Source organism: Gemmatimonas sp. (assembly GCF_046594945.1).
Taxonomy (GTDB): Bacteria; Gemmatimonadota; Gemmatimonadetes; order Gemmatimonadales; family Gemmatimonadaceae; genus Gemmatimonas.
Window position 1 is genome coordinate 1 of the sequence record NZ_JBKJRB010000111.1, and the last position, 26183, is coordinate 26183.

At 64.4% G+C, this 26183-nt stretch carries 20 protein-coding genes and 1 pseudogene; 7 read left to right on the forward strand and 14 right to left on the reverse strand.

Translation table 11 applies throughout. The annotated features are described in order from the left end of the window. Together ACLL97_RS13275 and ACLL97_RS13280 are read right to left on the reverse strand one after the other, a co-directional pair. A pseudogene (locus ACLL97_RS13275) lies at positions 1 to 190 on the reverse strand (hypothetical protein); the annotation flags it as partial. 129 nt (positions 191 to 319) lie between these two features. Next, positions 320 to 2347 (reverse strand): AAA family ATPase, encoded by a 2028-nt coding sequence (locus ACLL97_RS13280; RefSeq protein ID WP_411280953.1) that lies wholly within the window; start codon positions 2345 to 2347, stop codon positions 320 to 322. Positions 2348 to 2593: 246 nt separating this feature from the next. Between ACLL97_RS13280 and ACLL97_RS13285 the strand changes: the two genes are divergently transcribed. From ACLL97_RS13285 to ACLL97_RS13305, 5 genes are all read left to right on the forward strand, one after another. Continuing rightward, positions 2594 to 2755: a hypothetical protein gene (locus ACLL97_RS13285; RefSeq protein ID WP_411280954.1), complete on the forward strand. Its 162-nt coding sequence runs from the start codon at positions 2594 to 2596 to the stop codon at positions 2753 to 2755. A 55-nt stretch (positions 2756 to 2810) separates the two neighbouring features. Then, positions 2811 to 2966, forward strand: a complete 156-nt coding sequence (locus ACLL97_RS13290; RefSeq protein ID WP_411280955.1) for a hypothetical protein — start codon at positions 2811 to 2813, stop codon at positions 2964 to 2966. A 119-nt stretch (positions 2967 to 3085) separates the two neighbouring features. Continuing rightward, positions 3086 to 4975, forward strand: a complete 1890-nt coding sequence (locus tag ACLL97_RS13295) for an efflux RND transporter periplasmic adaptor subunit (protein WP_411280956.1) — start codon at positions 3086 to 3088, stop codon at positions 4973 to 4975. Further along, positions 4972 to 6006 (forward strand): efflux RND transporter periplasmic adaptor subunit, encoded by a 1035-nt coding sequence (locus ACLL97_RS13300; RefSeq protein ID WP_411280957.1) that lies wholly within the window; start codon positions 4972 to 4974, stop codon positions 6004 to 6006. The genes ACLL97_RS13295 and ACLL97_RS13300 overlap by 4 nt, the downstream gene beginning before the upstream one ends. Before the next feature lie 15 nt (positions 6007 to 6021). Further along, positions 6022 to 8106: a hypothetical protein gene (locus ACLL97_RS13305; protein ID WP_411280958.1), complete on the forward strand. Its 2085-nt coding sequence runs from the start codon at positions 6022 to 6024 to the stop codon at positions 8104 to 8106. 129 nt (positions 8107 to 8235) lie between these two features. Here the strand turns inward: ACLL97_RS13305 and ACLL97_RS13310 are convergent, their stop codons facing one another. The 7 genes from ACLL97_RS13310 to ACLL97_RS13340 all read right to left on the reverse strand — a co-directional run bounded on the left by ACLL97_RS13310 (position 8236) and on the right by ACLL97_RS13340 (position 15403). Beyond that, on the reverse strand, positions 8236 to 9594 hold the full coding sequence (locus ACLL97_RS13310) for a tetratricopeptide repeat protein (RefSeq protein WP_411280959.1): 1359 nt from the start codon (positions 9592 to 9594) through the stop codon (positions 8236 to 8238). Positions 9595 to 9676: 82 nt separating this feature from the next. Next, complete coding sequence (locus tag ACLL97_RS13315; protein ID WP_411280960.1) at positions 9677 to 10333, reverse strand: DUF4331 family protein; 657 nt, start codon at positions 10331 to 10333, stop codon at positions 9677 to 9679. 7 nt (positions 10334 to 10340) lie between these two features. Then, positions 10341 to 11102, reverse strand: coding sequence for a DUF4331 family protein (locus tag ACLL97_RS13320; RefSeq protein ID WP_411280961.1), 762 nt, complete (start codon positions 11100 to 11102; stop codon positions 10341 to 10343). Between the two features lie 936 nt (positions 11103 to 12038). After that, positions 12039 to 13979: a multicopper oxidase domain-containing protein gene (locus ACLL97_RS13325; RefSeq protein ID WP_411280962.1), complete on the reverse strand. Its 1941-nt coding sequence runs from the start codon at positions 13977 to 13979 to the stop codon at positions 12039 to 12041. A 164-nt stretch (positions 13980 to 14143) separates the two neighbouring features. Further along, positions 14144 to 14806 carry a hypothetical protein gene (locus ACLL97_RS13330; RefSeq protein WP_411280963.1) on the reverse strand — a complete coding sequence of 221 codons (663 nt, stop codon included), beginning with the start codon at positions 14804 to 14806 and terminating at the stop codon, positions 14144 to 14146. 139 nt (positions 14807 to 14945) lie between these two features. Continuing rightward, the gene (locus ACLL97_RS13335) at positions 14946 to 15134 is read right to left on the reverse strand and encodes a hypothetical protein (protein ID WP_411280964.1); all 189 of its coding nucleotides are present in this window, start codon (positions 15132 to 15134) and stop codon (positions 14946 to 14948) included. Positions 15135 to 15268: 134 nt separating this feature from the next. Further along, positions 15269 to 15403: a hypothetical protein gene (locus tag ACLL97_RS13340; RefSeq protein WP_411280965.1), complete on the reverse strand. Its 135-nt coding sequence runs from the start codon at positions 15401 to 15403 to the stop codon at positions 15269 to 15271. 397 nt (positions 15404 to 15800) lie between these two features. Between ACLL97_RS13340 and ACLL97_RS13345 the strand changes: the two genes are divergently transcribed. Together ACLL97_RS13345 and ACLL97_RS13350 are read left to right on the forward strand one after the other, a co-directional pair. Further along, positions 15801 to 18587, forward strand: a complete 2787-nt coding sequence (locus ACLL97_RS13345; protein ID WP_411280966.1) for a PAS domain S-box protein — start codon at positions 15801 to 15803, stop codon at positions 18585 to 18587. A gap of 363 nt (positions 18588 to 18950) precedes the next feature. Further along, positions 18951 to 19601: a DsbA family oxidoreductase gene (locus tag ACLL97_RS13350; protein ID WP_411280967.1), complete on the forward strand. Its 651-nt coding sequence runs from the start codon at positions 18951 to 18953 to the stop codon at positions 19599 to 19601. Between the two features lie 597 nt (positions 19602 to 20198). On the opposite strand, the gene ACLL97_RS13355 is transcribed toward ACLL97_RS13350, so the two are convergent. From ACLL97_RS13355 to ACLL97_RS13375, 5 genes are all read right to left on the reverse strand, one after another. Then, positions 20199 to 21788, reverse strand: a complete 1590-nt coding sequence (locus tag ACLL97_RS13355) for a response regulator (protein ID WP_411280968.1) — start codon at positions 21786 to 21788, stop codon at positions 20199 to 20201. A 10-nt stretch (positions 21789 to 21798) separates the two neighbouring features. Beyond that, the gene (locus ACLL97_RS13360; RefSeq protein ID WP_411280969.1) at positions 21799 to 23331 is read right to left on the reverse strand and encodes an RAD55 family ATPase; all 1533 of its coding nucleotides are present in this window, start codon (positions 23329 to 23331) and stop codon (positions 21799 to 21801) included. Next, complete coding sequence (locus ACLL97_RS13365; RefSeq protein ID WP_411280970.1) at positions 23315 to 23785, reverse strand: hypothetical protein; 471 nt, start codon at positions 23783 to 23785, stop codon at positions 23315 to 23317. The genes ACLL97_RS13360 and ACLL97_RS13365 overlap by 17 nt, the downstream gene beginning before the upstream one ends. Before the next feature lie 189 nt (positions 23786 to 23974). Continuing rightward, entirely contained in the window at positions 23975 to 24304 is a 330-nt protein-coding gene (locus ACLL97_RS13370) for a hypothetical protein (RefSeq protein WP_411280971.1), read from the reverse strand. Positions 24305 to 24686: 382 nt separating this feature from the next. Further along, positions 24687 to 26147 (reverse strand): serine hydrolase domain-containing protein, encoded by a 1461-nt coding sequence (locus ACLL97_RS13375; protein WP_411280972.1) that lies wholly within the window; start codon positions 26145 to 26147, stop codon positions 24687 to 24689. Between the last annotated feature and the right edge of the window lie 36 nt (positions 26148 to 26183).

Consider the following 26183-nt stretch of genomic DNA (forward strand, 5'->3'; position numbering starts at 1 on the left):
CGGGATCGCCGGGCCCGGGAACTTCGGCCGCGCCCGAGAGCGTCGCGACGAGCGGCTTGCCGCCCGCCGAGCTTCCGGGAAGGCGCGCGTAGAACGGATCTCCCGTGGGGCCGCCTACATCAGAGGACGAACAGGCCGCAGCAAGGCCGACGAGTCCGGCGGTGGCAAGAACGAGCAAACGACGACGCATGGTGGCAGACCTTGGATGAAGGGTACGTGATGTCGGTGGTCGACCCTTGGTAGACAGGACAGGCCTGCGCTTATTCCCACCGATCAGCGCCGAGAGCGCCTGTACACCCCATCCGACGACCACCGCAGTTCACGCTTGGCGCGACGTCGGCTCAACCTGCATCACTCGGCGCATCTCTTCACGCAGTAATCCGCTGCTTCGTTCAATCATGAAGCCCACGATCGCCGGCGATGCGCAGCGGTAACCGCTATGGTCCTCGACGGCCAAACGGGCGGCCACAAGGCGCTGCCCGATCATCGCCGCTCGCAATCGCGAAATGCCGTGCAGGTGCGAAAGCTGGCCGAGGGTCAATGCCGGCCGCGAGTGCCACGCGTACGCCTCTACCGGGTGGCCTATTTCCATCACGAGCGCAAGGCTGAGCAACGCCGCTTCGCTCATGTCATCGAGTTCGCTGATTCGGCGTTGTTGGGCCAGCGATGGCATCGGTACTGGCACCGGCTGCTGCTGCAGCGCGACGGCGTCGTCACCAACCCGAGCCCGGAGCTGCTCGACCGCACTTGTGACGAGACCGGCGACGCCATGCGAGGCGGCGTGCAACCGCGAAGCGAGCGGCGCCCAGTCCTCGCGATCCGCCAACGACGCGTTGGTCGCACCGAAGCAATCGCCGAGCATTTCGACAATGCTCGCTTCGGACAGCGGAGGCAATTCGAGCACAATGGCGTCCTGCATCACTTCGATCCAGGCATGCTGCGAACGCTCACTCGCGCGCTCGTCAGCACCGCTGAACAGCCACAACACCGGCGCCGAATCATTGCGCCGCAAGAGCATCTGCAGCACCACGGCACTTTCCTGATCGCCCCAGATGATGTCGTCGAGCGCAATCACTACCGGCGCGTCCTCCGCCATCGCGAGCAACGCCTGCCAGAGCGCCTCCTGGAGGCGCCAAGGGAACGCGCCCTCGGTAGCGACGTCCGCGTCGCCCGTGCGACGGACGGCCGGAAATCGGTCTCCCAGCTCCGGCACCAGCGCCATCATCGTGCGTAAATGCTGTCCATCGATGCCCGCCAGGGCGGGAGAATCAAGCGCGCTCCGGATCAGCGACGCGACGATGTAGTACGGTAAAGCGGTACTGGTTGGCGTCGTGCCCGCCGTGAGCACGGTGGCGCCGCACGACGCCATCCAGGCGGTGGCGTCCTGCAGCAGCCGGCTCCGGCCACTCCCCAAGGCGCCCGACAAGAGCAAACGGGCACTGGTTCCGCGCTCGGCCACGTGGTCGAAGGTATGTGTGATGCGCTGCCACAACGCGTCACGATCCTTGAGCGGCGGCACAAACGGCACGACCACTGAGCCGCGCACCACGGAGATATCGTGGTCGGTGTTGGCGCTTGTGCCCGCGGCCGGCACGCCGCGCACCGGTGTGGGCGTCGCAAGCGATCCCAGCTTGCGGAGCACGTCGTCTACGCGCCCGGATCCCTGCCCCGGCAGCGACCCGTCGTCACGCCGGCGGGCCACGAATGCCTCACGCAGCTCGAGGGCGTGGGAGAGATCACGACGCATACAGGCGGCTTCTACCGCGCGACACACCGCGTCGTCGGACAGCGGCGACAGCTCGATCCAACGCTCAGCGGCGCGAGTCACAGTTGGCCAGTCGCGACGGGCGGCAGCCTCGGCGGCGAACCGCTCGAGCGCAGCGGCGGCAACCCGCGTGAGCTGCGCACGCGTACGGTCGGCCCAATGCAGCAGTTCGGGCGCATCGTCCACTGGCAACGCGGCGAGGAAGCGATGCACCGCGAATCGCGCCCCGTTGAGTGGATCCGAGGCAATCGTGGCCCGAAAGTGCGCGTAGTCGCTCGGGAGTGGCCCGTCACTACTGGCGTGCAACGCCACTTCCGAGCGATCGCAGTGCAGACGGTCACCGAGAACCTCGCGCAGCCGCGCGAGGGCCTGCCGGAGCGACATCGACGCGTGGCTCTCATCGGCCTCCGGCCACAGCAACGCCGACAACTGCGCGCGGCAATGCGGACCCGGTTCGACGGCAATGTACGAAAGAAGCGCCAACGCCTTGCGCCCCAATGGGACGCGAATGCCGGCCGAGAGCAGGGCGGGATCCTCGCAGATCCGCAGATACAAATCGGCCGACATACTGGCAGTCCCCATTCGCGCCCTCGTTGGTGTGGCATTCTCGCTCGCAATCACGAATGTGCGACGACGGCCCCGTTCACGCCATTGTAACGCCACCGGAAAGCAATCGTGAAGCAACCGTCATGAATGCCAATCGTGGGGATTCACGAATCGCACGCGCGGATTCACGGAGCTTTCACGCGGCGTCCGTAAGCTCCTCTCCGTAGCTCCTGCCGGTTTTCGGCTACCGCCCGCCCACTCCACCCGTCGAGGCCTTTCGCCATGAGCATGGAATCCAAGAAGGACAAGCAGATCATCCGCATCGAACTCACCGAGCCGCAGCAGCAGCAGGTGTTCGACAAGGTCGGTCAGCACGCTGATGCCATTGAGCTGTCCATGTCGGAGCTCGAGGAGCGCATTGCTCCGCGAGTCATGAACCCGTAATCGACGCTCCGCTCCCCAACACTCGTAATATTCCATCCTGATCGAGGCACCCGCCATGAGCAACGAGTCGAAGAAGGACCAAGTCCGTATTGAGCTCACGCCTGACCAACAGAAGCAGGTGTTCGAGAAGATCGGCCAGCAAGCCGACGCCATTGAGCTCAGCTCGACAGAGCTTGAAGAGCGCATCGCACCGCGCCGCGCCCTCCCCTGAGGCCCATCGCCTACTTGGCGCGGGAAGGCATGTGACGGGGCGGCCGGGGCTTACGCCTCGGCCGCTCCGTCGCATATTGGCGACATGGTTTCACCCGCAGTGCAGCAGCAAACAGCCACATGACCACGCCGATCGCCCCGGGCGCGTACCGAGAGCTTCACGACGCCACTCTCGAGTTTCTCGAGGCGCGAACCACCACCCAGTTGTGGCAGGCGCTGCTCGGCAGTGCCATCAGCCTCATCGAGGGACATGGCGGCTCATTCTGGGTGCCGGACTCCGGTGCGCTCAAACGCATCATGGTGGGCGGAACCGACGAACTTGCCCGTGAGGTGGATCGACTCGAGGGCGATGATCAGGAACGCCTCTCGGCCGATGCCCAGAGTTCTCTCGCGCTAGCGCGAACGATCCGCACGCCGGAAAAGCGCGTGGTTGGCGTCATCCGGCTTTGCCGCGATCGCGGAGACGGACCGCTCAGCGAGGGCTCCGTGGAATCACTGGCCGCGATGATCACACTCGCGGGATTCGTGGCCGGGACGCTCGTGCGCGAAGGTGTCTTGCAGTCGAAGGCGCGCGACTTCAATCTCGTGGCCGAGCTGAGTCGCGAAGTCACCGCCACCCTCGATCTTGATCGCGTGCTACGGGCGGTGGTCAACCTCGCGTCTCGCGCGCTCACGTTCGATCGCGGCGCACTGGCGCTGTATGAGGATGGCCACTGCGACATTCGGGCGGTTTCGGGGGCCGACAAGGTGGACGCCAACGATTCTCGGCTGCGAGACCTGGCCGAGCGCGCCGCGTGGGCCGCCGGTCGCGGCGCCGGCCTGTACGTCTCCGATCGCGAAGACCCCGCGACCGATGACGAACGCGTCTTCCTCCAGTTCTTCAAAGGCGATCTCGAGGCCGACGAGATGCGCAGCGGGCTCTATCTCCCGCTGCGCGACGAAGAGGGCATTGTCGGCATTCTCGTACTCGAGGCGCAGCGCGCCGAGTTCGCGACGGAGCACCAGCGCGACGTGGCGGAGATCCTGGCCAATCAGGCGACGGTCGCAATTCGCAACGCACGCCTCTATTCGCAAGTGCCGCTGGTCGACGTCCTCGGCGCCATCGGCGAACGCCGTCGCGCGTTCCGGCAAATTCCGAAACGCAAGAAGCAGATGTTCGCCGCGGCCGTCGTGGCGGGCTTGGCCGCCCTCACGCTCATTCGCTGGCCACTACGGGTCGATGGCCAGGATCCCACGCTGCTGCCAGCCGAGCGCGTGATTGTGCGCCCACTCGTGGACGGTCAGGTGGAACAGGTATTGGTGCGCACCGGCGAGCGTGTCGAACAGGGCGCGCCACTGCTCCAGCTGCGGGTGGCTGAACGGCGCGGCGCCCGTGACGCGATGGACGCCGAGATTGTGAGCGCGGAACGTGAAGCCTCGCTGGCGGCCAGTCGGGCCGATGCCGTCGGGGAACGCCTGGCGCGTGCGAAAGCCGAAACCGCGCGCCTGCGTCGCGCCGTGCTCACCAGCGAACTCAATGCGACCGTGATCCGAGCTCCGGCCGCCGGCATCGTGCTCACGGAACGCACCGAAGAGTTACTCGAACAGCGGGCATTGGCCGGTGCTCCCCTGCTGATGCTGGGCCGCACCGACTCGCTGGAAGTTACGTTTACGGTGCCCCAACGGGACGTGGCCCGCGTGACCAGCGCGCAGCGTGTCCGCCTGCGTGCCGAGGCACTTCCGCAGCAGACGTTCGAAGGCCGGGTGCTGGCCATCGCGCCACTGCCAGCAGCGGCGGCGCAACGTCTGCTCGAAATGCCGTCGCTGGCCAGCACAGCGTCGCTGATCGCGTCCGATACCAGCGGGTCCCAGTTCACCGTTCGCGCGCTGGTGGCCAATCCCGGCCAGCAACTCCGTCCCGGCATGCGCAGCTACGTCCGCGTGCTCACGGGACCCGCGTCGCTCGCGGAGCGACTGCTCCGCCATCCGCTGCGGTCGGCGCGACTTCTCCTCTGGCGACTCACGGCATGAGCCCCTCCCTGCATCGACCCCAGTATCCTGCGCCTCCACGCGTGCTCGGCTTAACGGCGTGGCTGTTCGTGCTCGGTGGCTGCAGTGGTTCCCCCGACGCCAATGCCAGTGCGCCGGCAACGGCTGTACGCCAGACGACCACAGTCGCCGCCGTCGTCACCGTGGAGTCGACCACCGTATCGACACCGATGCGATTGCCCTCGCAATTGTATGTCGAGCAGGACGCCGCCGTCGGTGCCCGAACGGCCGGCGTGCTGCGCACACTCTCCGTCGCGCTTGGCAGCGACGTGAAGGCAGGTGACGTGCTCGGTTACGTCGAGGATGGCATGCCACGACTGGCCGTCGCGCGTGCCGACGTAACGCTTGATTATGCGAAGAAGACCGCCTGGCGCGCACACGAGATGGCGAAGTCGAACAATATCCCGATCGCCGACGTCGAGGACGCGGAGTATCAGGCAAACCTGGCCGAGGTCGCCAAACGCGAAGCGGATCAGGCGCTTGAGCGCACGCGCATCCTGTCCCCGTTCGACGGCGTCGTCACGGGACGCTACGTACAACCCGGACGGCTGCTCGCGCTGCACGACACGATCGTGCGGGTCACCGCGCGTCGCCCGTGGTTAGCCCGGGTACGGGTCCCGGAAAGTGAATCCGCGACGTTGCGCATACACGATCGGCTCGCGGTGGTCACCACGAGTGGTCGCCGACTCGATGGTCGCATCCGACAGCTGGCGCCGGCGATCGATCCGGCCAGCGGGACGCGCGAAGTGATCGTGCAGGTGGATGGCCACGCCGGCCCCACCACAGGTGGCAACCTGTTCACAGGCAGTGCCGTGTTCGTGGAACTCCCGCGCCGTGCACGTCGTATCCTGGCTGCGCCACTAACCGCCGTATCCACCGACGGCTATGTCGTATTGGTCGAGAACAGGCGTACGCTGATGCGACCCGTCGTCGTTGGCGGCGAGTTCGGCACGCAGGTAGAAGTGCTCGCCGGTCTGCAGGCGGGCGACCGGATTCGCGCCCGTGCGCGGTAGCGACCCACAGCGTCCGTGAGTACACGACGCCCGAAGCTCGTAAACGGCCTACGCCTCGTCGAGCAATCGATGCAGGGGGAGCGTGGGTACGTGGTCAAGAGCCCCGCGAGTGGCGTGTATCTACGCTTCCGCCCGGCGGAGGCGCGCGTGATCTCCGCGTTCGATGGCGAGCACACGATCGCCGAGATCGCCCAGCAGCTCGCGAGCGAAGGGCTGGCGCTGTCGGTATCGGCGATCGACGCCTTCGCGCTCAAACTCGCGGGACTCGGCCTGGTCGAGCGGTCACTCGCGGAACGGTCCAGCGCCCAGCTCGAACGACTTCGGACCGAACGCAAGGAGCGCCGCCGACAGCCGCTCTTTCGCGGTGAGTTCCTGCGGATGCGCTTTTCGTTCGGCGATCCGGATACGCTACTCGAACGCACGATGCCGTTGGTGCGCTGGTGTTTCACGCCGGCCTTCGTGTACGCATCGCTCGCCCTGTTCGCCGTCTACGCCGTCGTGGTTGCCGCTTACTGGGCTCAACTCAGCGCGAGCTTTGCCGCACTCATGCATCCGCGGGCGATCAGCGTGGGCACGGTGGCGATCTTCTGGATCGTATACGTCATCATCGGCACGATTCACGAACTCGGCCACGCGTACGCCTGCAAGCACTTTTCGGGCGCCGTGAACGAGATGGGTGTCATGATCCTCTACTTTCAGCCGGCGTTCTACTGCAACGTGAATGACGCTTGGACATTCACGCAGCTGAGTCATCGGTTGTGGGTGACCGCGGCGGGTGGGTGGATCGAGTTGTGGGTCGCGGCGGCCGGCGCGGCGCTCTGGCTGCTCGCCGCGCCGAGCACGCTGGCGTCTGAAGTAGGGATGCTGACGGCCGTGCTCGCGGGTGGCCTCACGTTAGTCACGAACGCCAACCCGCTGCTGCCATTCGACGGCTATTTCGCGCTCAGCGACTATCTCGAGATTCCCAACCTGCGCCAACGCGCCCACGCGCACACACGGTGGTTTCTCGCGGCGCACCTGCTGCGGCGCGATGACACCGAGCCGGTCGTGAGCGAACGCGAGCGGCGCATTTTTCTCGTGTATGGCTTCGCCGCCATGGCCTATCTGGCGTTCGTCTATTGGTTTCTTCTTGGTATCGTCGGCGGCTGGCTGTTCCGCAGTTTCGGCGGCTTCGCCGCGACTGGGTTTGTGCTGTTGCTGATGCTGTGGAAGCGGGAGAAGGTTCAACACGCGTGGCGCGCGGTGCGCCAGACAGGCCATGTTCTCTATCGCGAACGACTGCAGCGTGTGGTGCAGCGTGCCATGCAACGAGTTCCGGCGCCCCTTCGCGGCTGGCGGGCCACCGGCGTATTCGCGTTGCTTGCGCTGCTGCTGCCGTGGTCGCGTACGGTCGACGGGGAGTGGACCGCGCTACCCGCCGAACACACGATCGTCACCACGCCTATTGCTGGCGTGGTCAGCGACGTACGCGTGCGGGAGGGCGAGGCCGTGCAGGCCGGCGCGTTCCTGCTGCAGGTCCTCAACCGCGACCTCGAGCGCGACCTGCCGCGATTGCGCGGCACCCACGACTCCCTGGCGACGCTGGCCCGTGCCGGGCGCGGGCGTGACGATGTTGCCACGGCGTCGATCGACGCGGAGGCCACCACGGCCGGCGTGCGTGCCGATAATGCCTCGTTCGCGCGTCGGTCCGGTGTCATTCGCGCGACCATAGACGGTCAGGTGATCACCGCCGACCCGCAGCTGCTACTCGGACGGAAGGTCGACGCTGGTACCGCGCTGTTGGCGCTCGGCAATCCCAACTCGCTCGAGATCCGCATTCGCACGCGAGGCGCTGGAACCGCTGCGATCGTGCGCGGACAGACCGTAAGCCTGTACCTCGATGCCGATGCCGCGCATCCGCGTGCCATGCCGCTCGACGAGGTGAACGCCGTGGCTGACGGCGAAACCGGCGTGCTTGTGGCGCGGTCGTGGGCGCCGGCGGGCGGGGCCTGGCGGGTCGGCGCCTCGGGTCCGGCACGTGTCACGATTGGCCGAAGTACGGTCGGCGGCGCACTCTGGTGGGCGCTCAGAACCCGACTGAGTCCTCAACTGCTCTTGTAGCCGCGCCGAGACTCAGCGTACCGACTTTTCGCCATCGCGGCGCGTGCGCAGCATAGTCTGACGGCGCGACGCGAATCCGCAGCAAACGCGATGCCGTGCACTTCACCTGACCAACGGTGAACCATGCCCTTATCGCCCAGCGTCGCTGGCCACGGCGCGGTGCGCGATAACCAGGGGAAACTCGGCGAGCGCTCGGCGAGCTACCATCGGTGCCGCGTGATCGAAGTCGGGAGCGATGCGAAGCGCTCGTTCGAGATAATTACGAGCGGCCATCACGTTGCCGGCGGCACGTTCGATCATGCCGGCATGATAGTATAGCATGGCGTCCTGCGTGCCCTGTGCCAGCGCCGCACCAATGGCCGCGCGCGCTTCAGTAGAATGACCGCTTTTGTGTAACGCCCACGCCAGCAAGTCGTAGCCGTACACGTCGGGCCGTCCCACGATCTCGGCCTGCGCCGCTTCCAGCACCGCCGGAATGCTGCGGCCGTGATCGAGCAGGTACAGACTCCAGGCGCGATGATAGGTGCCCGGCTGCTGGCCAACGGCCACCTCCATGGTCTCGAAGTACTCCAATGCTTTCGCGCTGTCGCCAAGGGCCGCATAGGCGTCGCTGATGATACCGAGCGTGGCGGGATCGAGTGATACGGCGATCGCGCTGTCACCGAGCTCGATGGCACGGCGCCAGTCATGACGCACCGCCGCCAGTCGCGCCGCCGCCGCGAGCAGGCGATGGTCGCTCGGGCTGCGCTGCAGTCCACCGTCCAAGGCCGCTGTAGCGCGAGCAAGACGACCTTGCCGCAGTTCGAGGTCGCTGGCGCGCAAAAAGAACCAGGCCGCTTGTTCACGCGGTATACTCGCCGTACGAGTGACCGCGTTGAGCGCGGCCCGAAAAAGGCGGCGAGCGCTCGCGGTGTCCCCGCGGATCTCGGCCCAGCGTGCCAAACGAGGGGCGACGGCGAGTGAGGCACGACCCTCCGGGCTGAGAGCCGCGAACGCATCGCGTGCGCCAGCGTAGTCGCCCGCCTCGAGGCACGTTTCACCGAGAAGGCTCAGGTACCCGTCGACGCCGGGTTCCGCCTCGACCAGCCGGCGCGCCGCGTCACGGGCTTCGATGAACCGATGCTGCGCCAGCAGCGATGACGCCAGCACGGCATACGCCGCGCCGTTCCGACCTTGGCGAATCGCGAGCGACGATCGCGCGGAGCGCTCGGCGCGCAAGTAGTCTTCGTAATCGTTTCGCTCACGCGCGCGCTGCAAGTACAGCGTACCGACCTGCAGGCGGTCGATCGAGCCTTGGGGATCGGCGGCAACGCGTGCCTCAAAGAACGCGATGTCGGCGGAGCGCACATTGAACTCCGCCTGCACTGCGGTCTCGGCAACGGCGCGCGCCACTCTCGCCCTTGCGTTCGTCGAGTGCTGGTACCACCACGCTCCACCGGCAACGGTGACCCCCACGACCAGCATTCCACGCCACCGTTGCCGATTCATACTCTCGTGCTCCGTTTTGTGATGTTCACACGGCATCCGGCCACCGTTTCGAAGTAAGGCGATGGCCGGCCCAACACACCGATCAGAGCGTCGGTGCTGCGAGGTACGGGAACGTGCGGGAGAACGGCTTGTTGTCACCCACGTTCACGTTGTCTGTGCACAGCGGCAGCGCACCCGGGGCGCAGCTAGCCCCAACTGGGCTCAGCAGGCTGCTGAAGATCGCGTACAGACCAATGTCTACGACGTCATCCGACAGCAAGCGACCGCCGTAGCCGGCGCCTGTTCCGCCGTACACGGCATTGATCGGCGGCGCCCAGCGGAGCCAGCCGGCGGTGCCAGCCGGCGCCGACGAGTTTACGAGAAGCATGTCGGAGGTGGCGTAGAGCACGCCGGCGACGACCGCCGCGTAGCTTGGCTCGCGGCCCGCGACGCCCACAATAAACTGCTCGGTCTCGGCTCGGAACGCGCTCGGTGCGTACGGCATCGTGCGGTTGAAGGCGTCATGGTTCGCCTTTACAATCGTGACTTCGGCCACGAGTGGGTTGCCGAGAAACTCGACCTGCTCGTAGACCTTGGCACCGTTGCCACCAGCCTTGTTAGCGCTGGCGTCGGCGAGACCCATCGGGGTCTCGTCAGCACAGCCTGCAACAAAGGTGAGGGCGATCAGTGCGCTCGCCGTGTACAGCTTTGCGATACGCGTGCGCATCGTCGCTCCCTGGAATGTGTGTGTGGTAGTCATCGCGCGCTCAGTTGGTCGCCAACGTGTTTTTGCGTGCATTGCTCGTAGTGCCCCACACGCCGAAGCGCGGGTTGGCGCCGTTCGCCGTGATCTCCGCGAGCGGGAGCTCCACGACGATAGCGAGGTCGTTGAAGCCCGTCAGGAAGTCGCGGGCGGTGTCGCGTGGCCGGAAGGTGAGCGGACCCTGCATGATCTGCGAGAGCGGGCCACGCTCCGGCTTGCGATCGGGCAGAATCGTGAAGAACTGCTCGAGATCGATGTAGAACGGGTCGTCGCGCGGACCGGCAAACACCTGCATGCCGGAGGCCGAGCCAAGCGTAACGTTGACAGCGCCCTGGATCTCGCGCTTTCCATTGACGAGCGTATTCATCGTACCGACTTCGTTCGGGGCGACGGGTCCCTGCACGCGCACTTTCTGGTCACCTGGCTCACCAGAGAACGTGAACTGGAACACGAGGTCTTCGCGTCCGTCGCCCGTGTTGTCGATCTTAAGCTGATACAGCACGTCATTTGCGTTGCCGAACGCGGCCGTAGGTGTCGCGGCCGGTGTGATCGGCGACTGGGTACCGAGCACGAGCACGATACGGTCGGGGCTGGAGCCGGGGAATGCGTAGACGTCGTTCACATCGTACTTCGGGTTGAACTCGACCAGCGGAGTGTCCATATGGTCGGACGCGACGGCGATCGCGGCGGTGGCAACCGTGACGGTCACCCCGGCTACGACGGCGCGTGTCCACTTCGTCCAACGGCGCGACACAGGTTGCTTCATCAGGCTCTCCAGAAAAGGCGGGGCGTGCGACTGCGTGGTGGACAGGGTACGCCGGCCATCCGCCGTTGGATCTCTACGCAACGTTCCGCCTTGCCGACAGGAGACTCCGACGCTTGGCGAGCACGTGCTCGACTACGTGCTCGCTCGGCATGAGCCCGCTACCGGTGCCAATCCGATACCAAGTACGTATCCTGTCACTGACGACCGCACCTGCACATGGAACTCGGCGGCCTCCCGATCACTTTCAGGGCACCTGTAAAAATTCAATGCATCTGCCCTGACGACGGGGCAAGATCAGCGATGCGGCGGTACAGGACCGTCAGCTGTTATGAAATATTGAAGCTGAGACAAGGTAGATCGCATTTTTAGAGGTGCCCCGTCGGCCGATGGCGCACGACTGTTCGTCACGGAGGCAGATGCGAACGCCGTCGCGATCTTAGACTTGCCAGCCAAGACGTCGGGCGTCTTGAACGCGCGCGGCACTGATCGACTCAACGGACGGGTGGCTACCGACTGATATCCGTCAGCCGTGGCAGTGCACGGCGATCGCCTGCTTGTCGCCACCTCCAAGGGCCACGGGACGCGCCCCAATGCGATCGATGGACCCAGCGCCCGCAATTCGTAGGAACGCCAAGGATCGGGACAACGCCCTGGCTACGCCTTGGCGCAGTTGCGTGGCACCCTGACCGTCGCCTTGGTCGCTCGCGCGGATTCCACCACACTCGCCCCAATACTGTCCAGATATGATGCGGCGTCTTCGCGAGCACTCCCGCCAATGGGCGGTGAAGCGGATGATGGCCTCGATCATGTGGACCATCATCGCGCGCCGTTTCTGCGAATTTCGCCGTGGGCACAACGGGGCGTGGTGCACCGGTTCGTCGGCGCCAACGCGGAGGTCACAGTTGGAGCTCATCCGCCGGCGATGAGCAGGCGGGCTCACTCTTTCGACGTTGTCGCCGCCTTCGTTTTTGTGGTCGGGCGTGGCTTTGCCTCCACGATCACGCTGAGCGGAATCTGCCATCCGGACCCATCGCTCGCGACATCGAGTCGCCACGTGCCCGGTACCGCTGGCGTGAACTCGAAGTCCGCCGTTTCACCCGGCCCCATCACTACCCTCGCCAGTCGCGTTGTCGCCATTGCGGGCGGAAGATCTGCCCCGTCTTTGGCCACCGCACGCCAGCGGGCTGTCACGGCGTCGTTGCGCAGCGTAAAGCGCACGGGCCAATCGGGATTGATGCTCACGAGGCGAAAGCGATGTGTTTCGCCCGCAGTGAGATGGAGCGACCGGGGACTGGTTCGTCCGTTCACGAGGGCGAACGGGGATTCGATCTTGTCTTCGATCGCTGGGCCTCCGCCACCGACCACGACTAGATGATCGTGAGCGAGATCCCGCGGACGATCCGTGACGATGATGGCGCCGTACATCCCCGACAGCATCTGCTGCCGATCATTCAAGTGCGAGTGATACGGAAACGTCCCTGCGCGCGGCGGCACGAACTCGGCCACGAATGAATCGCGGGGCGCGATCTGTGTGTAAACGCGATCGCCCAGTCCACTCCAATTTGGTACGCCGTCAGGAAAGCTTTCAATCTCGAGTCCATGCCAATGCACACTGGTCGGCTGATCGAGCTGATTGCGCACCACAATCCGCACGGGCGTTCCCCGCTGGAGCTCCAGCACCGGACCGGGAATCGAAACCTTGTGTGCCGGCGGCACAGAATCGCCAACCTGCTCGATAAAGCCGATGGCATCAGTGCCGCCAGGCAGCGCGTTGGGCTCCCGCTGCACCTGCAGATGAATAGTGCGCGCGTTTACCATGCTTGGTGGCTGGTACCCCGGCGCCGGCGTTACTTGCAACGCGACCGCAAGACCGCGCATCGAATGTGGCGCCATCGCATCACGCGCGTGGTGCGTATCCGCCATCGACGGCAACTCGGCGAGTGAAACGGTTTCGTCGACGTGGAAGGCGAAGTGACAATGCAGCAGCCAATTGCCCGGCGTCGATGGCAGAAAGCTGAACACCTCCGTGGTGCCTGCTTCCAAAAGATCTGTGTTGCTGAGTAGCTGCCGACTGGGTGGAATGCGCTTTCCGGCGTGCTCTTCGATACGGTAGTAGAATCCGTGCAGGTGCATCGGGTGCTGCAATGCCATCGTGTTGATTATGCGAAAGCGCACGGAGTCACCCTGCGGCAGCACGACGCGCTCCGTATGCGGGAATCCTTTTCCATTGATCACGCTTACCACTTCGAAAGCCTGTCGACGATCGTCGTAGGGATGAAACCACTCGCTGAGCACGAAGATGTGGTCATCGGTGCGCGCCGTCGGCGCGTCGACCACGATCGCGCCATTCAACTGGGAGTCGAGCCAGTTACGATCGGAGGCCGTCGTCCCCTTGAACGCCCCCCAGTAGAAGTAGGTCCCGGTGGAATCGAGGCGAACGCGCACCTGCCGCGTTGCACCCACGGCCAGCTGCACGGTGTCGTCGCCCGCGTTGCTCCCCGCTCGAAGTCCGCCGATCACCAACGCTGAATCGCTGCGATTGCTGAGGGTGAGTTGCACCTCAGTGCCCCGCCTGACACGAATCAATGGCCCCGGTACGGTCGCGCTCTTACCAACTTCGGCGAACGCGAGCACCGGGACTTCGGGATCGTTCTCACCTTCAGGCTTCCACTTCGCGGTAACCACATCGATGGCCAGTGACAGCACGCGGCCGTTCTGGACGCCCGCGGCGAGACGATTTTGGCTGGCACTCGCCGCGACGGCATGCGCCGCAGGCTTTGGCAGAGGCCGTCGCGGCAGCGGCGCAACAAGGTGCAGCGGCGCCTGCACCTGCAGCAGGGCGCTGAGCAGGGCATGTGACGCGAATGCAATGGGCATGGCTGAGCTCGGCTGAAGGCGAGATTCGCACGATAATACCAAACTTTCGATCCGTGAGAACAAAGCGTGACCAACGTCGGTGCACAACTCGCCGGTGTACGGATCGCACGCGCGCTTTTCCGTTCCCCTTCCTAGAACGCCGACCTGCTGCCAACGTCATGCTGCTACCACGGGAGCAATCGCCGGAATGCACCGCCGTGCATCGCGATCGACGGCACGATGATGATGGTATTGCGTCGCAGTTTCAGCGCCGACTCATCGTAGAACACACCGAGCTCGAACGAAAATCCGTGATCGCTGCCGCCCGTTCGCACGCCGCCGAACGCACCGACGGCCGGCGTGTCCCGCACCGCAATACTGCTAAGTGGAATCACCTGCAGCGCACGAACACCACCGTAGGGAATCCACGATGCGCTCTCGCGTCCCGACGTAAGCAAAGTGACGTCGACATGGGCGTGCTGTCCCAAGTTTACCATCCCGCCGCCAAGCATCAGCGCCGTCGCACGTCCGTCGCGGGCCGAGGGTCCGTCGAGACGTCGCTTGTACGAGACAATCACGCCACTCATCGACGGAATACGGATGCCCCAGTCGGAGCGATCATCGAGTCCGAAGCGCTGTTCGATGTCGAGTCCCGGCATCGCCACGCTTGCCCTCTTTCTATCCGCGCTGTCGGCGTAGAACTGCGCTCCGGCGGGCACGACGGTCAGCGTGGTCGTGCGCATGTTCTCACCGCGCGCCAATGGACGAGCCGTGGTCGTGACCGCATATGGTGTGCACGCGCCGGTGAGCGAGACAACGAGGATGGCGAGAACGATGGGGCGATTCATGGCGACTCCTGAGAGGTGTGCCCTGAGGATCGTCTCGCGGGTGCTCGCGCGACATACGCCACCTGACGTAGGCGGCGCCTTGGCCTAGCCCCGTGCGAATCGCTGCCCTGCTATATGACGCGAAGGTCGCGGAGGACAGCTAAGCCATGCAGCCAATGCTCTCATCAGGCACGATCACTGGAGCACCCGCCGCGCGGTTGACAGCCGGCGTCGGCTCGGCCGTCTCCCGCGCCGCCCGAGCCAGCGGACTGACTCGCATCGTAAGCGCCGCCAGCACGAGCGCGCCGAGGACGAAATCGATGGCGCCAAATGCCATGCCGGCGGGCATCGTGGGTTGGATCCGTCGGCGACGTAGTCACCGAGGATACCCGCATCGTCGATGATGCGCTGTTCGATCCACGCGCGCACCGTGCTGTCGGGGGCGATGCGCCAGGGCTAGAAGTCACCGCGCAGCCTTGCCGTCTACTCGAGGAGCGTGAACGGCAGCAGCCCCATGCTCTGAGGTGACACGCCGGCCACCTGCACCGAGTCGGCGAACGCCCAGCGATCACGGGCCGCCAGTGCACCGGTCACTTGCAGCGGCATCACACGATTCATAGCGATGTAGTCGTCACTCGCCGCCGCGCCCCCCGCGACAGCCGGCTCGAGCTGCCGTTCTACGCGATCCTTGCAGAGATCCGGCCCGGGATTGAGATACGAAAGTTACGGCGACAATGCGTGTCGCCACACCTCGAGTACCTCGACGTTGCCGAGCATCGCGGCCACAGATTGAAGTGGACGTGCATTGTCGCGTGACGCGCAGATTCCAGCGCTCGCAGAAGGCAGTCTCTTCCGGTAGGATCCAGTCGGTAACGATGATCAGCCTGAACGTACTCGACAAACGACCTATGAAGTCGTAGCCTACGCTGTAGCTACACCGTCGCAATGCGCGACGAGCTTGGCCCTCGATGCCGCGTGCGAGGTGGACTTTCACGACACACTGGCGCTCCGAGACATGGACCCGATAGCTCCCAACAGCTCACCTGACGAACAGCTTCGCGGGGAGAACGCTGCGCTACGAGCCCAGCTTCAGGCAGCTAAGGACGCGTCGATCAACATCGATACCCTTCTCCACACCGCGCCGATCGGCTTCTGCTTCCTTGATCGGGATTTGCGGTACGTGCGCATCAATACCCGTCTCGCCGAGATGAACGGCATATCCGTTCAGGCGCACGTGGGCCGACATGTCTCCGAGATTGTGCCTACACTCGTCGACGGCATCCGCGACGTGACGGAGCGCATCAGGGCCACGGGCGAAGCCGTGTTGAATCACGAACACTCCGGAGAGACGCCCGCCGCACCCGGCGTGACGCGCTTTTGGAGCGGAAGCTGGTATCCGGTCAGAGCCGACGCGGGTGAGCTTGTCGGCTTCGGAGTCATGATAGAGGAAATCACCACACGCAAGCGGGACGAGGAGCAGTTACGCGCCGCCCACGACAGTTTTCGCCACCTCGTGGAACACTCGCCATTCGGAATCTATGCGGTGGACGCCGACTTTCGACTCTCGTTGGTAAGCGCCGGGGCGCAAAAGGTCTTTGAACATGTCCATCCGCTCATTGGTCGAGACTTTGCGGAGGTCCTCCGCATCGTTTGGGCGGAACCTTTTGCCGGAGAGGCCATTGCCATCTTCCGCCGCGTACTGGAAACTGGCGAGTCGTACCACGCGCCGAACACGCAGGAGACGCGGCACGACATCGCGGAATTGGAGTCGTACGACTGGAAGGTTGAGCGTACCACCATGCCTGACGGCCGACTCGGCGTGGTGTGTCACTTCTACGATCTCTCGGAGCGTCAGCGCTACGAATTCCTTATCCGCCAGCAGGAGCAGCGCCTCCTATCGCTCGTGGAAACGTCGCCGCTCTCGGTGGTGGAATGGAACAGCGATGCCGTGATCACACGGTGGACGGGCGAGGCCGAGGCGGCCTATGGCTGGAGCGCCGCCGAAGTTCTGGGGCGCTCCATCGCCGAGCTGGAATTGATTTACGAAGAAGACCGGCACCTTGTGGATGCGGTAATTGCACGGCTGACGGACGGAGTCACACGCCACGTGACGCAGTCAGTCCGACTTTGGACGAAAGAACGTCGGTTGCTCCACTGCGTTTGGCATCACTCCGTACTGGTGGATGCCAACGGGAAAATGCTTTCTGTGCTGGCACTCGGCGATGACGTGACCGTGCAGAAACATGCCGAAGCCGAACTATTGGTGCGCAGCGCGGAGCTTCGCGAAAGCGAAGGACGCTACCGCGCGGCCATTGACGTCGTGAGCGACGTCGTGTGGACGAACAACGCCGCCGGGTTGATGGAAGGCGAACAGCGCGGATGGGCGGAGCTCACCGGTCAATCGCGCGAAGAATATGAAGGCTACGGTTGGGCGAATGCGGTGCACCCCGACGATGCACAGCCAACGCTTGACGCGTGGAGCCGAGCCGTAGCCGAGCATTGCACGTTCGAATTCGAGCACCGCGTCCGTCGCTACGACGGCGACTGGCGGGTCTGCGCGATCCGCGCCGTCCCGATCTTGCAGGCTGACGGGACAATCCGCGAATGGGTGGGCGTCCATAGGGACATCACGGAGCGAAAGCGCTCCGAAGATAGTTTGCGGCAACTCGCCGCTGAGTTGTCCGCCAACGACCGACGCAAGGACGAGTTCTTGGCAACCTTGGCGCACGAACTCCGAAACCCGCTCGCTCCGATGCGCAACGGGCTCGAACTGATGAAGCTGGCCGACGGGCAGATGGCGATCATTGAACAAGCCCGCTCGATGGTCGAACGACAGCTCACGCAGATGGTGCGGCTGGTCGACGACTTGATGGACATGAGTCGCATCAACTGGGACAAACTGGAACTCCGCAAAGAGCGCGTGTCATTGACGGCGATCCTCCACCATGCCGTAGAAGGTAGCCGACCGCTGATCGAGCAGCTGGGCCACGAGCTCGTCGCGACCTTCCCGATTCAGCCGCTGATCGTGGAAGCCGACATGACGCGCCTTGAACAAGTATTCCTGAACCTGTTGAACAACGCGGCCAAGTACAGCGACCGAGGCGGTCGCATCCAGCTGGACGTCGCGCGTGAACGGAACGACGTAGTGGTGTCGGTGAAGGACACGGGGATTGGTATCGCCGCCGACCAGTTGCCCCGCGTCTTCGAGATGTTCACGCAGATGGATCGGTCGTTGGGGAAGTCGCAAGGAGGGTTGGGCATCGGGTTGACGTTGGTGAAGCGGCTGGTCGAGATGCACGGCGGTACGGTCGAGGCGACGAGCGAGGGACTCGGCAAGGGCAGTACGTTCATCGTCCGTCTGCCAAGTGTGATCGAAGCCCCGACGCCGCAGGGATTGGAGGAATCGAAAGGTCTCATCGCCGAACAGTCGTCACTGCGCATCCTGATCGTGGATGACAACCGTGACAGTGCCAACAGTTTGTCGATGATGCTGCGGCTTGTGGGAAACGACACCCGAACGGCCTATGATGGACAAGCGGGCGTTGCTCTCGCCGGGGCGTTCCGGCCCGATGTGATCTTGCTTGACATTGGCTTACCGAAAGTGAACGGATACGAAGTGTGCCGCTCTATTCGTGAGCAGTCGTGGGGCAAGGGCGTCTTGCTGATCGCCGTGACCGGGTGGGGGCAAGACGAAGATATTCGCCGCGCACGAGAGGCGGGGTTTGACCGCCACATGGTCAAGCCGGCGAACATACAATCCCTGACGACGATACTCGCCGAGTGGCAGGTCGCACATACGTGACGAGGCGATAGACCGTTAGCGAATGTCATTGGTCCAGCGGTCTGAGCAATCACACACGCCGCACTCGCCGGTGAGTGCGGCGCGCAGGACCGGCATCCCGTCACACGTTCTCCGCTCGGTGTGAACACGCACCCAGCCGTGCTTGGTCACACGATCCGGAGCAGCCCACGTCGGTCGAGCTCTAGCTTGACATGAAATCATAGCGGAGTCTGATCGATGTGCAGATCGTGACCTTCGATGGATGTGGACACGGCGGGCATGTTCCCGGTGAGCGGGGTGCTGTCGAGGGGAGGCTCGCTTGCACTCGACGTTGGGCCGCAGTGCCAGCCTTCCTCTACACGTTCTACTCTCGCCCCACCGCTCATGAAAGTCGAAATCTGGTCCGATATCGCCTGCCCGTGGTGCTACATCGGCAAGCGCCGATTCGAACAGGCGCTGGAGCAGTTCCCGCATCGCGACGCGCTCGATATCGTGTGGCGCAGCTTCGAGCTCGACCCCACGGCCCCTGCCCGTCAAACGACGGCTACGGTTGAACTGCTCGCCTCCAAGTACCGCCTGACTGTCGAGAAGGCGCAGTCGATGATGGACAGCATGACAGCTACCGGTGCCATTGATGGCCTCGACTTCCGCTTCGATCGCTCGATCTCCGGCAATACGTTCGACGCCCATCGTCTCATCCATTTCGCCGACACGGTCGGACAGCGTGCGACGATGGTCGAACGTTTGTTCGCGGCCTACTTCACCGAAGGCGAGGCCATGGGCGACCACGACACGCTCGTGCGCTTAGCGAGCGACATCGGATTGGATGCATTGGCCGTGCGCGACATGCTCTCCAGCACGGCCCATGGGAGCGACGTGCGCCACGACGAAGCGCGCGCGCAGCAGTTCGGCATCACGGGTGTCCCCTTCTTCGCGATCGACGAGCGCTACGGCATCAGCGGTGCACAGCCGGCAGCGGCGATCGTCGACGCGCTCACGCAGGCCTGGAAGGAATCGGTTTCGGTGGCGGACTGAGCGCGCTTGGCGCGGCCCGGACTGGTTGGAATTCATGGGTGATTCATGATGGACGACATCCTGCGCTGCACATCCCACTCGAGGCGTGCCGTCTGCTGCGCGCTCCGCGCGCGTCGAGTGGCTCGAGCGGATCGCGGAAGGCGTGGCACTGGGACGGCGTTGACGCGGACGAGTTGCAACTCACGAACGAACACGACGTCGCCTGTCCAAGGAGCTTGTCGTCCACCACGTCTCCCTCCAGACCAGCCTTGAGCAAATCGACGGGGAACGCGAGCATGCCGGATCACGTGTGATGAGTGAGCACGATCTTGTTGGTGTTGAGCAGGTGATGCGAAATGCTCAGACTACGGATCGCATCGTCGGTCACCACACCACCGGCTTTGCGGAGAATGGGGGCGTCACCCGTCTGCAGGCCGAGGTGTTCGCCATGGTCCCACCGCGTTGGGGTTATGCGGCCTGGTTGAGTCGTCTCAGCGCGTTCGCTATTAGTGGGATAGCTGAAACGCTGCCGAATGCCGTCAGAACTGGCGATGTTCCAGATCGGCCACCGCAGCGCCTCATAAAGGGCCGTGGTGAGCGCGCAATTCGCAGGCGACCTTACACCAGAGGGACCGCCTTCAGCACGTTCTCGACGCTGGCGAGTAGCTCGGCCGGATCGAAGGGCTTCTCGATCAACAGGTGCTGCGGGTCGTCCACTGCATCGTACTCGGCGGCACCCGCCGCATAGCCGGACATGAAGACCACGGGGACTGCTGGCCATTTCGCGCGAATGCGCTGCGCGAGTTCCCGCCCGCTCATTCCTGGCATGCCGAGGTCGGTCAGTATCAGCGCTGGTACTCCGGTTCGCTCGATGAGGTCGAGTGCCTCGCTCCCGCTGTGGGCCCTCGCGACCGTGTACCCTGCCCGCTCCAGCAAACGACCAGTCACTTTACAGATGGCCGGCTCGTCGTCTACCACGAGGATGGTGGTTTCCGCCGGTAGCCGAGCCGGGGGACTGACGGGCGCGTTCACGCCCGGTGTGTGTCCACGATCGGACAGCGGACTCGGGGCCACGAGCGGGAAGTACAGCGAGAAGGTCGAACCCTCGCCGAGGGCGGTCTTTACCGTGATATGCCCTCCATTCTGGGCCATGATGCCCGCCACGGCCGCCAACCCAAGCCCAGTGCCTCCACCGATCAGTTTGGTCGTGAAGAACGGTTCGAAGATACGCGCTCGCGTCGCCGTATCCATGCCGCTCCCCGTATCCCGTACCGAGAGTATGCCGTACCGACCGGGCGAAATGGATCGACCGTCATTGTCGAGCGCTCCTCGTAGGATCTCGACCTCGGCGGCTACGATCGCTATAGTGTCATCATGTGTGGTCGCATGGCGCGCATTGATGATCAGGTTGACCACCAGCTGCTCGAGCTGTCCTGGGTCCACCCATACGAAGTGCGATTCTTGCGCCGAGACATCGAGCCGTCGTTGCTCGCCCGTCATCTGACGAATCACCGGCCGGAGTTGCCGCACCATCGCGCTCAGATCCACCGACTGCGGACGGTGCACGGCGTGGCGACTGAACTCGAGCAACTGACGGGTAATAGCCGCGGCATGGTTCGCCGCCGCGATGATCTCGCGCACATTGGCCAATGATTCTGACGTCACCTCGCGCTCATCCAGCAGCAGCGCCCCGAAGCCCACGATCACCTGCAGCATGTTGTTGACCTCGTGCGCCACGCCACCGGCGAGTGCACTGACCGCCTCGAGCCGCTGGGTCTCCTGCAATTGTGCCGCGTGTTCGCGCGTCACGGCCTCCGACGCGAGCCGCTCCGTGATGTCGCGAATCACCAAATGAGCCGACGGTCTTCCGCCCTCGACGAAGACCTGCGCCCTGACCTCGACCTCCACGTGCCCGCCGTCGAGGCGATGCAGCGTGTCTCGCACGGGCGGCGCAAGCTCTACCGAACTGGTGTGATTCGTGATTTGGCGTGCGACCGCCTTCAGGTGTGGCGGGTGAAGCAGCATATCCACCGGCTGCCCCACGAGCTGCTCCTCACGGCTGGCGCCGGCAAGGCGAACCGCGGCCGCGTTGGCCGACAAGATCACCTCGCCATCGTGCACCAGAATGCCGTCAGGCGCGAGCTCGACCAGTTGCTCGTAGCGCCGATCCCGGTCGGCCTCGTGCTGCGAGGGAGGGGGGACTGTCACGATGTGTACATCAGCTGTCGCTGAGATCTTTGGGAGACGGGTCGCGGGAGGGTCCTGCCGCGCGCAGCTGACGAACAGGAAGCCCAGTGACGACGCGGTCGTATTCGCGCAAGGTGTTGCCGAGGACGATGCCGGTGGAAGTCGACTCGTAGGCCCAGAAGTCTCGACTGTGATTGCTCCCACGCATCTTCACGATCACCAGCGCCTTTCGAAGCTCGCCCTCGATCTCGACGAACCGCTGGCTGAGGATCACGTCAGTGAGGAACGACACGCCCTGCCCAGTGATCTGAAGCCGTTCCTGCTCCACCACTTCAACCGTCGAGTAAATCGTGACACCGATGCTGGTGAGCGTCCCGATCAGGCGGTACAGTGATTCCCGGAAGTCCTCCCGGAATGTGGGTGCCAGCGCCATCTCGAAGCCGGAGATGGAATCGATCACCACGCGCGTGGCACCGATCTGCTCTACCGCTTCGCGGATTTCCTGCAGCGTTTCATCTACCGACAGATCCAGCGGTCGGAGATAGATCACGCGGAGACGGTCGGTGTCCACGGCGTCTTTTAACATGGTCCCCATCGCCGCCGCCCGGGCGAGGTAGATCTCGGGATGCTCCTCGAACACGGCAATCACGGCGGCCTCACCCTCACGCAGTCCCTCCGCCACGAACTGAACCGCAAACGTCGTCTTACCCGAACCGGTTGGACCGGCGAGCACCACAGAATCGCCCGCGGTAATTCCGCCGTTCATCAACTCGTCGAGGCCGGGAATACCGGTGCCCAGCCGTTTGCGCTCCGCTGCGTGCGCGTCCGTCCGACGCCTCGACACGCGCGGATACACGATCACGCCATCGTCAGTGAGCTTGAGCGTGTGCAGTCCGGGCATGTGCGCGAGCCCACGCGCCTTCATGACCTGCAGCTTGCGCACCACGGAGTTGCGGTCAACCGCCTGCGTGAGGCACATGATACCGTCAGCTACCGCAAACGCGGGGTTTCGGCTGTCCTGTGTTTCGTACTCCCCAATCAGCAGCGACGTGATTTCCCACGTCGTCAGCTGGAGAGCCAGCTGCTGTACGAATCGCTCGACGCTGCCCTCCCGACTTCCGCCCACTTCACCGTGCAGCAGCGACCCGAAGGAATCGACGACGACGACGCTCGGCCCCAGTCTCCGGACCTCCGCCTCGATACGTTGCATAACGACCTCCAGGTCCCCTTCCAGCGCTTCTTCGCTGAGGTTCAGGAAATGCACTGCGGTGCCCACCTCCTCAGGATGGAAAAACGAGAAGCGCTGCTGATAGCGCAGCATCTTGAGCGAGGTCTCGCCGAGGAGGGTGATGAAGAGGCCGGGTCGCTCGGCGGTGGCGTTGGCGAACAGGAACTGCATACACAGCGTCGTCTTGCCCGAGCCTGGTTCGCCGGTGATCAGGTTAAACGAGAGTTCTGGCAGTCCACCGCCCAAAACTTCGTTCAACCCGGGCACGCCAGTGTCGAGCAGCGTGAACGGCGGGAGGTCACGCCGCGCGACGATGCGATTAGCGAGCTTGGTCATTCCGCTCTTCGTGGGTGTCGATGCTCACGGTGCCGCGCGGGCTCGGTGCTCCGGCCTGGTCGATGAGGCGCACGGCCATCTCGTCGCCGACGATACGGCCGAGCAGTTGCATCAGGACCTCAAGGAGCGCCACCACACCGCTGGCAATCGCATCGTTTGCCGCCGGCGCATCATGCGGCACGCCCCGTACTCCATCAACCGTCAGCACGGTGCTCAGTACCGGGTGCGCCGGCAGCGTCAGACGTGCGGCGTTGAGGAGCAGGGCGCGGAATCCCTCCGACCCGATCCAGCGACTCAATACCACTTCGAGGTCGCTCAGGAGACGCATCGCCGCCGCGCCCGATGCATCGTTTGCGTGCGGATTCGAGTACGGGTTCGCGTACGTGCTCGCCCTCGCCGCCTGTTCCCAGAGACGCCGGGCCACGTCGCCGGCGGTCGAGTTGGTACGAGTCACCACCGAACGGTGCGCGGACCGTGGTGCATGCGCGCTGACGTTACTGTCATGACGAGTGAGGGACCGGAGGAGTGAACGGCGTGTGGCACGCGCCATCGATTGCGAATCCCGTGCCGAAGGCGTGTTGCTGTCGATGCCGTCAGGCAGCTATAGATCTGAGCCGCGGATGACGGTACCGGTGAGAGATACTCATCGCGCACGAGAGACTACCGTTGCGGCACAGCACAGGGCGGCTCGCCCCGCCGCCACACGCGCTGCTTCCCGCTCATCGGGATGCCGCGACGCGAGTCCGGCGAAGTCGATGTCGAACGGGAAGCACTCTGCATCAAGCGTACCCAGCAGCTCTCGCAGCACACCCTGTTCATAGTCGAGATCGGCGCGCAGTCGACTCATGAGAACGCCCAAGGGCTCCTTGGCACGCGCGTCGCCGACTCTGCTCATGAGCTTGAGCGCGGCCACCGATCCGGCAAGGTGATCGTTGAGATATTGCGCGAGCGTTGCATGGGCCAATGTCGGCACTGGTGAAACGCTCGCACTCGTTTTGGAGCTCTACTCCTTCATGACTCCGCCGTGTGGCATCGGCGTACGGCCACGGGTTGGAAATGCTGCGCCAGATGGAGATGAAGCTGCGCGCAGGTGTTCGTGAATACTGTTCCGATACGGCAAGCAAGTTTTACACCGTGTTCACGACGGCCAGGCCCGCGGAGGGTTTCCGCGCCAAAGCGCCGGGGGGATCAATGCGCTGTCAGTCGTTGTCGGTGGTGAGCGGTGCGGCGCCGCTGGAGGCGCTGCGACCGGCACATCGGTTGTACCCGGTACGCTTGCGGGTTGAGTTGACGTGCAGCTTTGCGGGCGCCTACCGAACGACTTAGGCGCCCGCACGGCTACCGTGCGCGGTTCATCAGACGCGCCGCACCAGACGCACCGCCACGGAAGCGAGACTGAGGGTGGCCACGATGATGAGCCACCATGCGACGTCTGGGGCACCCAACAGCAACGCCGTCCATGACAGCCCCGCCACTCGAGGAATGACGAACGCAACCGCCGCCACGAATGCTATGTCCAGCACGATGGAGATGATTCCCGCGCGCGATGCGCGGACGCCGCTGCTCCGGCCGCGTACGACCTTCAGCAGACCGCGTAGCTGATTGAGAATGACCAGCAGCATCGCGGTGCCGATCGCGCCGAACAGCCAGCGATGCGTATCCGACGGCTCTGGGGGCGTCACGCCGATGAGCGCGGCGGCGATATCATCGGCCATGACGTGACTCGTGGGCGCGATCGGCCACGGAATCGCCGACGATACATTGGTGAGAACCACGACGCCGAGTCGTCGCTCCGGAAACATTACCATCTTGCCCCGAAAGTTCGGAACGATGCCACCATGATGCACCGCGTGCTCGCTGGCGATCGTGCCATCGCGCCAGCCGAAGGCGTACGAAAATCCGTTTGACGGCGCGCCACCGGCGTGCATTTGCGCGAAACCGGCCGCGCTCAACAGCGCACTGGAATCCGTGCGCAGCTGCGCCACGAGGAAGCGTCCCATATCGGCCGCACTACTGATGAGCGCGGCCGTGGGCAACCGATCCCCCTCGTGCGGCAGCGTGCGCACTACGGGAAAACCGAACACGTACACATGACCGCTCGACAGGCGCCCCGGGTGAGCACGGTCATGCGCGACCGTCTGCTCGACGTGACTATCGCGCATTTCAAGGGGCGAAAAAATCGATGCCTGGACATACGACGCGTACGAACGCCCGGACACCACTTCCACGATCGCGCCGAGCACCAAGTAGTTCGGACTCGCGTATTCGTGCACCACGCCTGGCGCGTTGTTCAGCGTCACGTGAGCGAGGGCGCGAACCTGATCGGTGAGCGTGCGCGAGGCGCCGATGGCTCGCGGGGCATTGGTTGGAATACCGCTCGTGTGGTGCAGCAACTGGCGCACCGTGATGCGTGCACTCGCGCCGGCGTCGGCCACGCGGAACCACGGGAGGTACCGCTGCGCCGGCGCGTCCAGCTCCAACAGATTCCGCTCCGCCAGCTGCATGACGGCCAGGGCGGTCACCGACTTGCTCATCGACCCGAGCACGAACCCAGTGCGCTCGGTGACCGATGCCCCGAAACCGTCGGTGCCGAACCCGCGCGCGTAGATCACCGAGTCATGCGACACGATCGCGACCGCCACACCCGGCATACGATTGCGCTGCATTTGCTGCGCGATGTAGTGCTCGATGGCGGGTAGGTACGCCCGAATGTTCGGTGCTGCGGTGGGAGCCGGTTGAGCGGGCAATGTCACCGGGAGGGCGGCGAGGGCGAGGTGACGCGCCAATCGCGGAGAATTTCGGAGCAGTGAGGGCATCGTCACTAGTACGTGGACGTCTCACCGGCAGGTTTC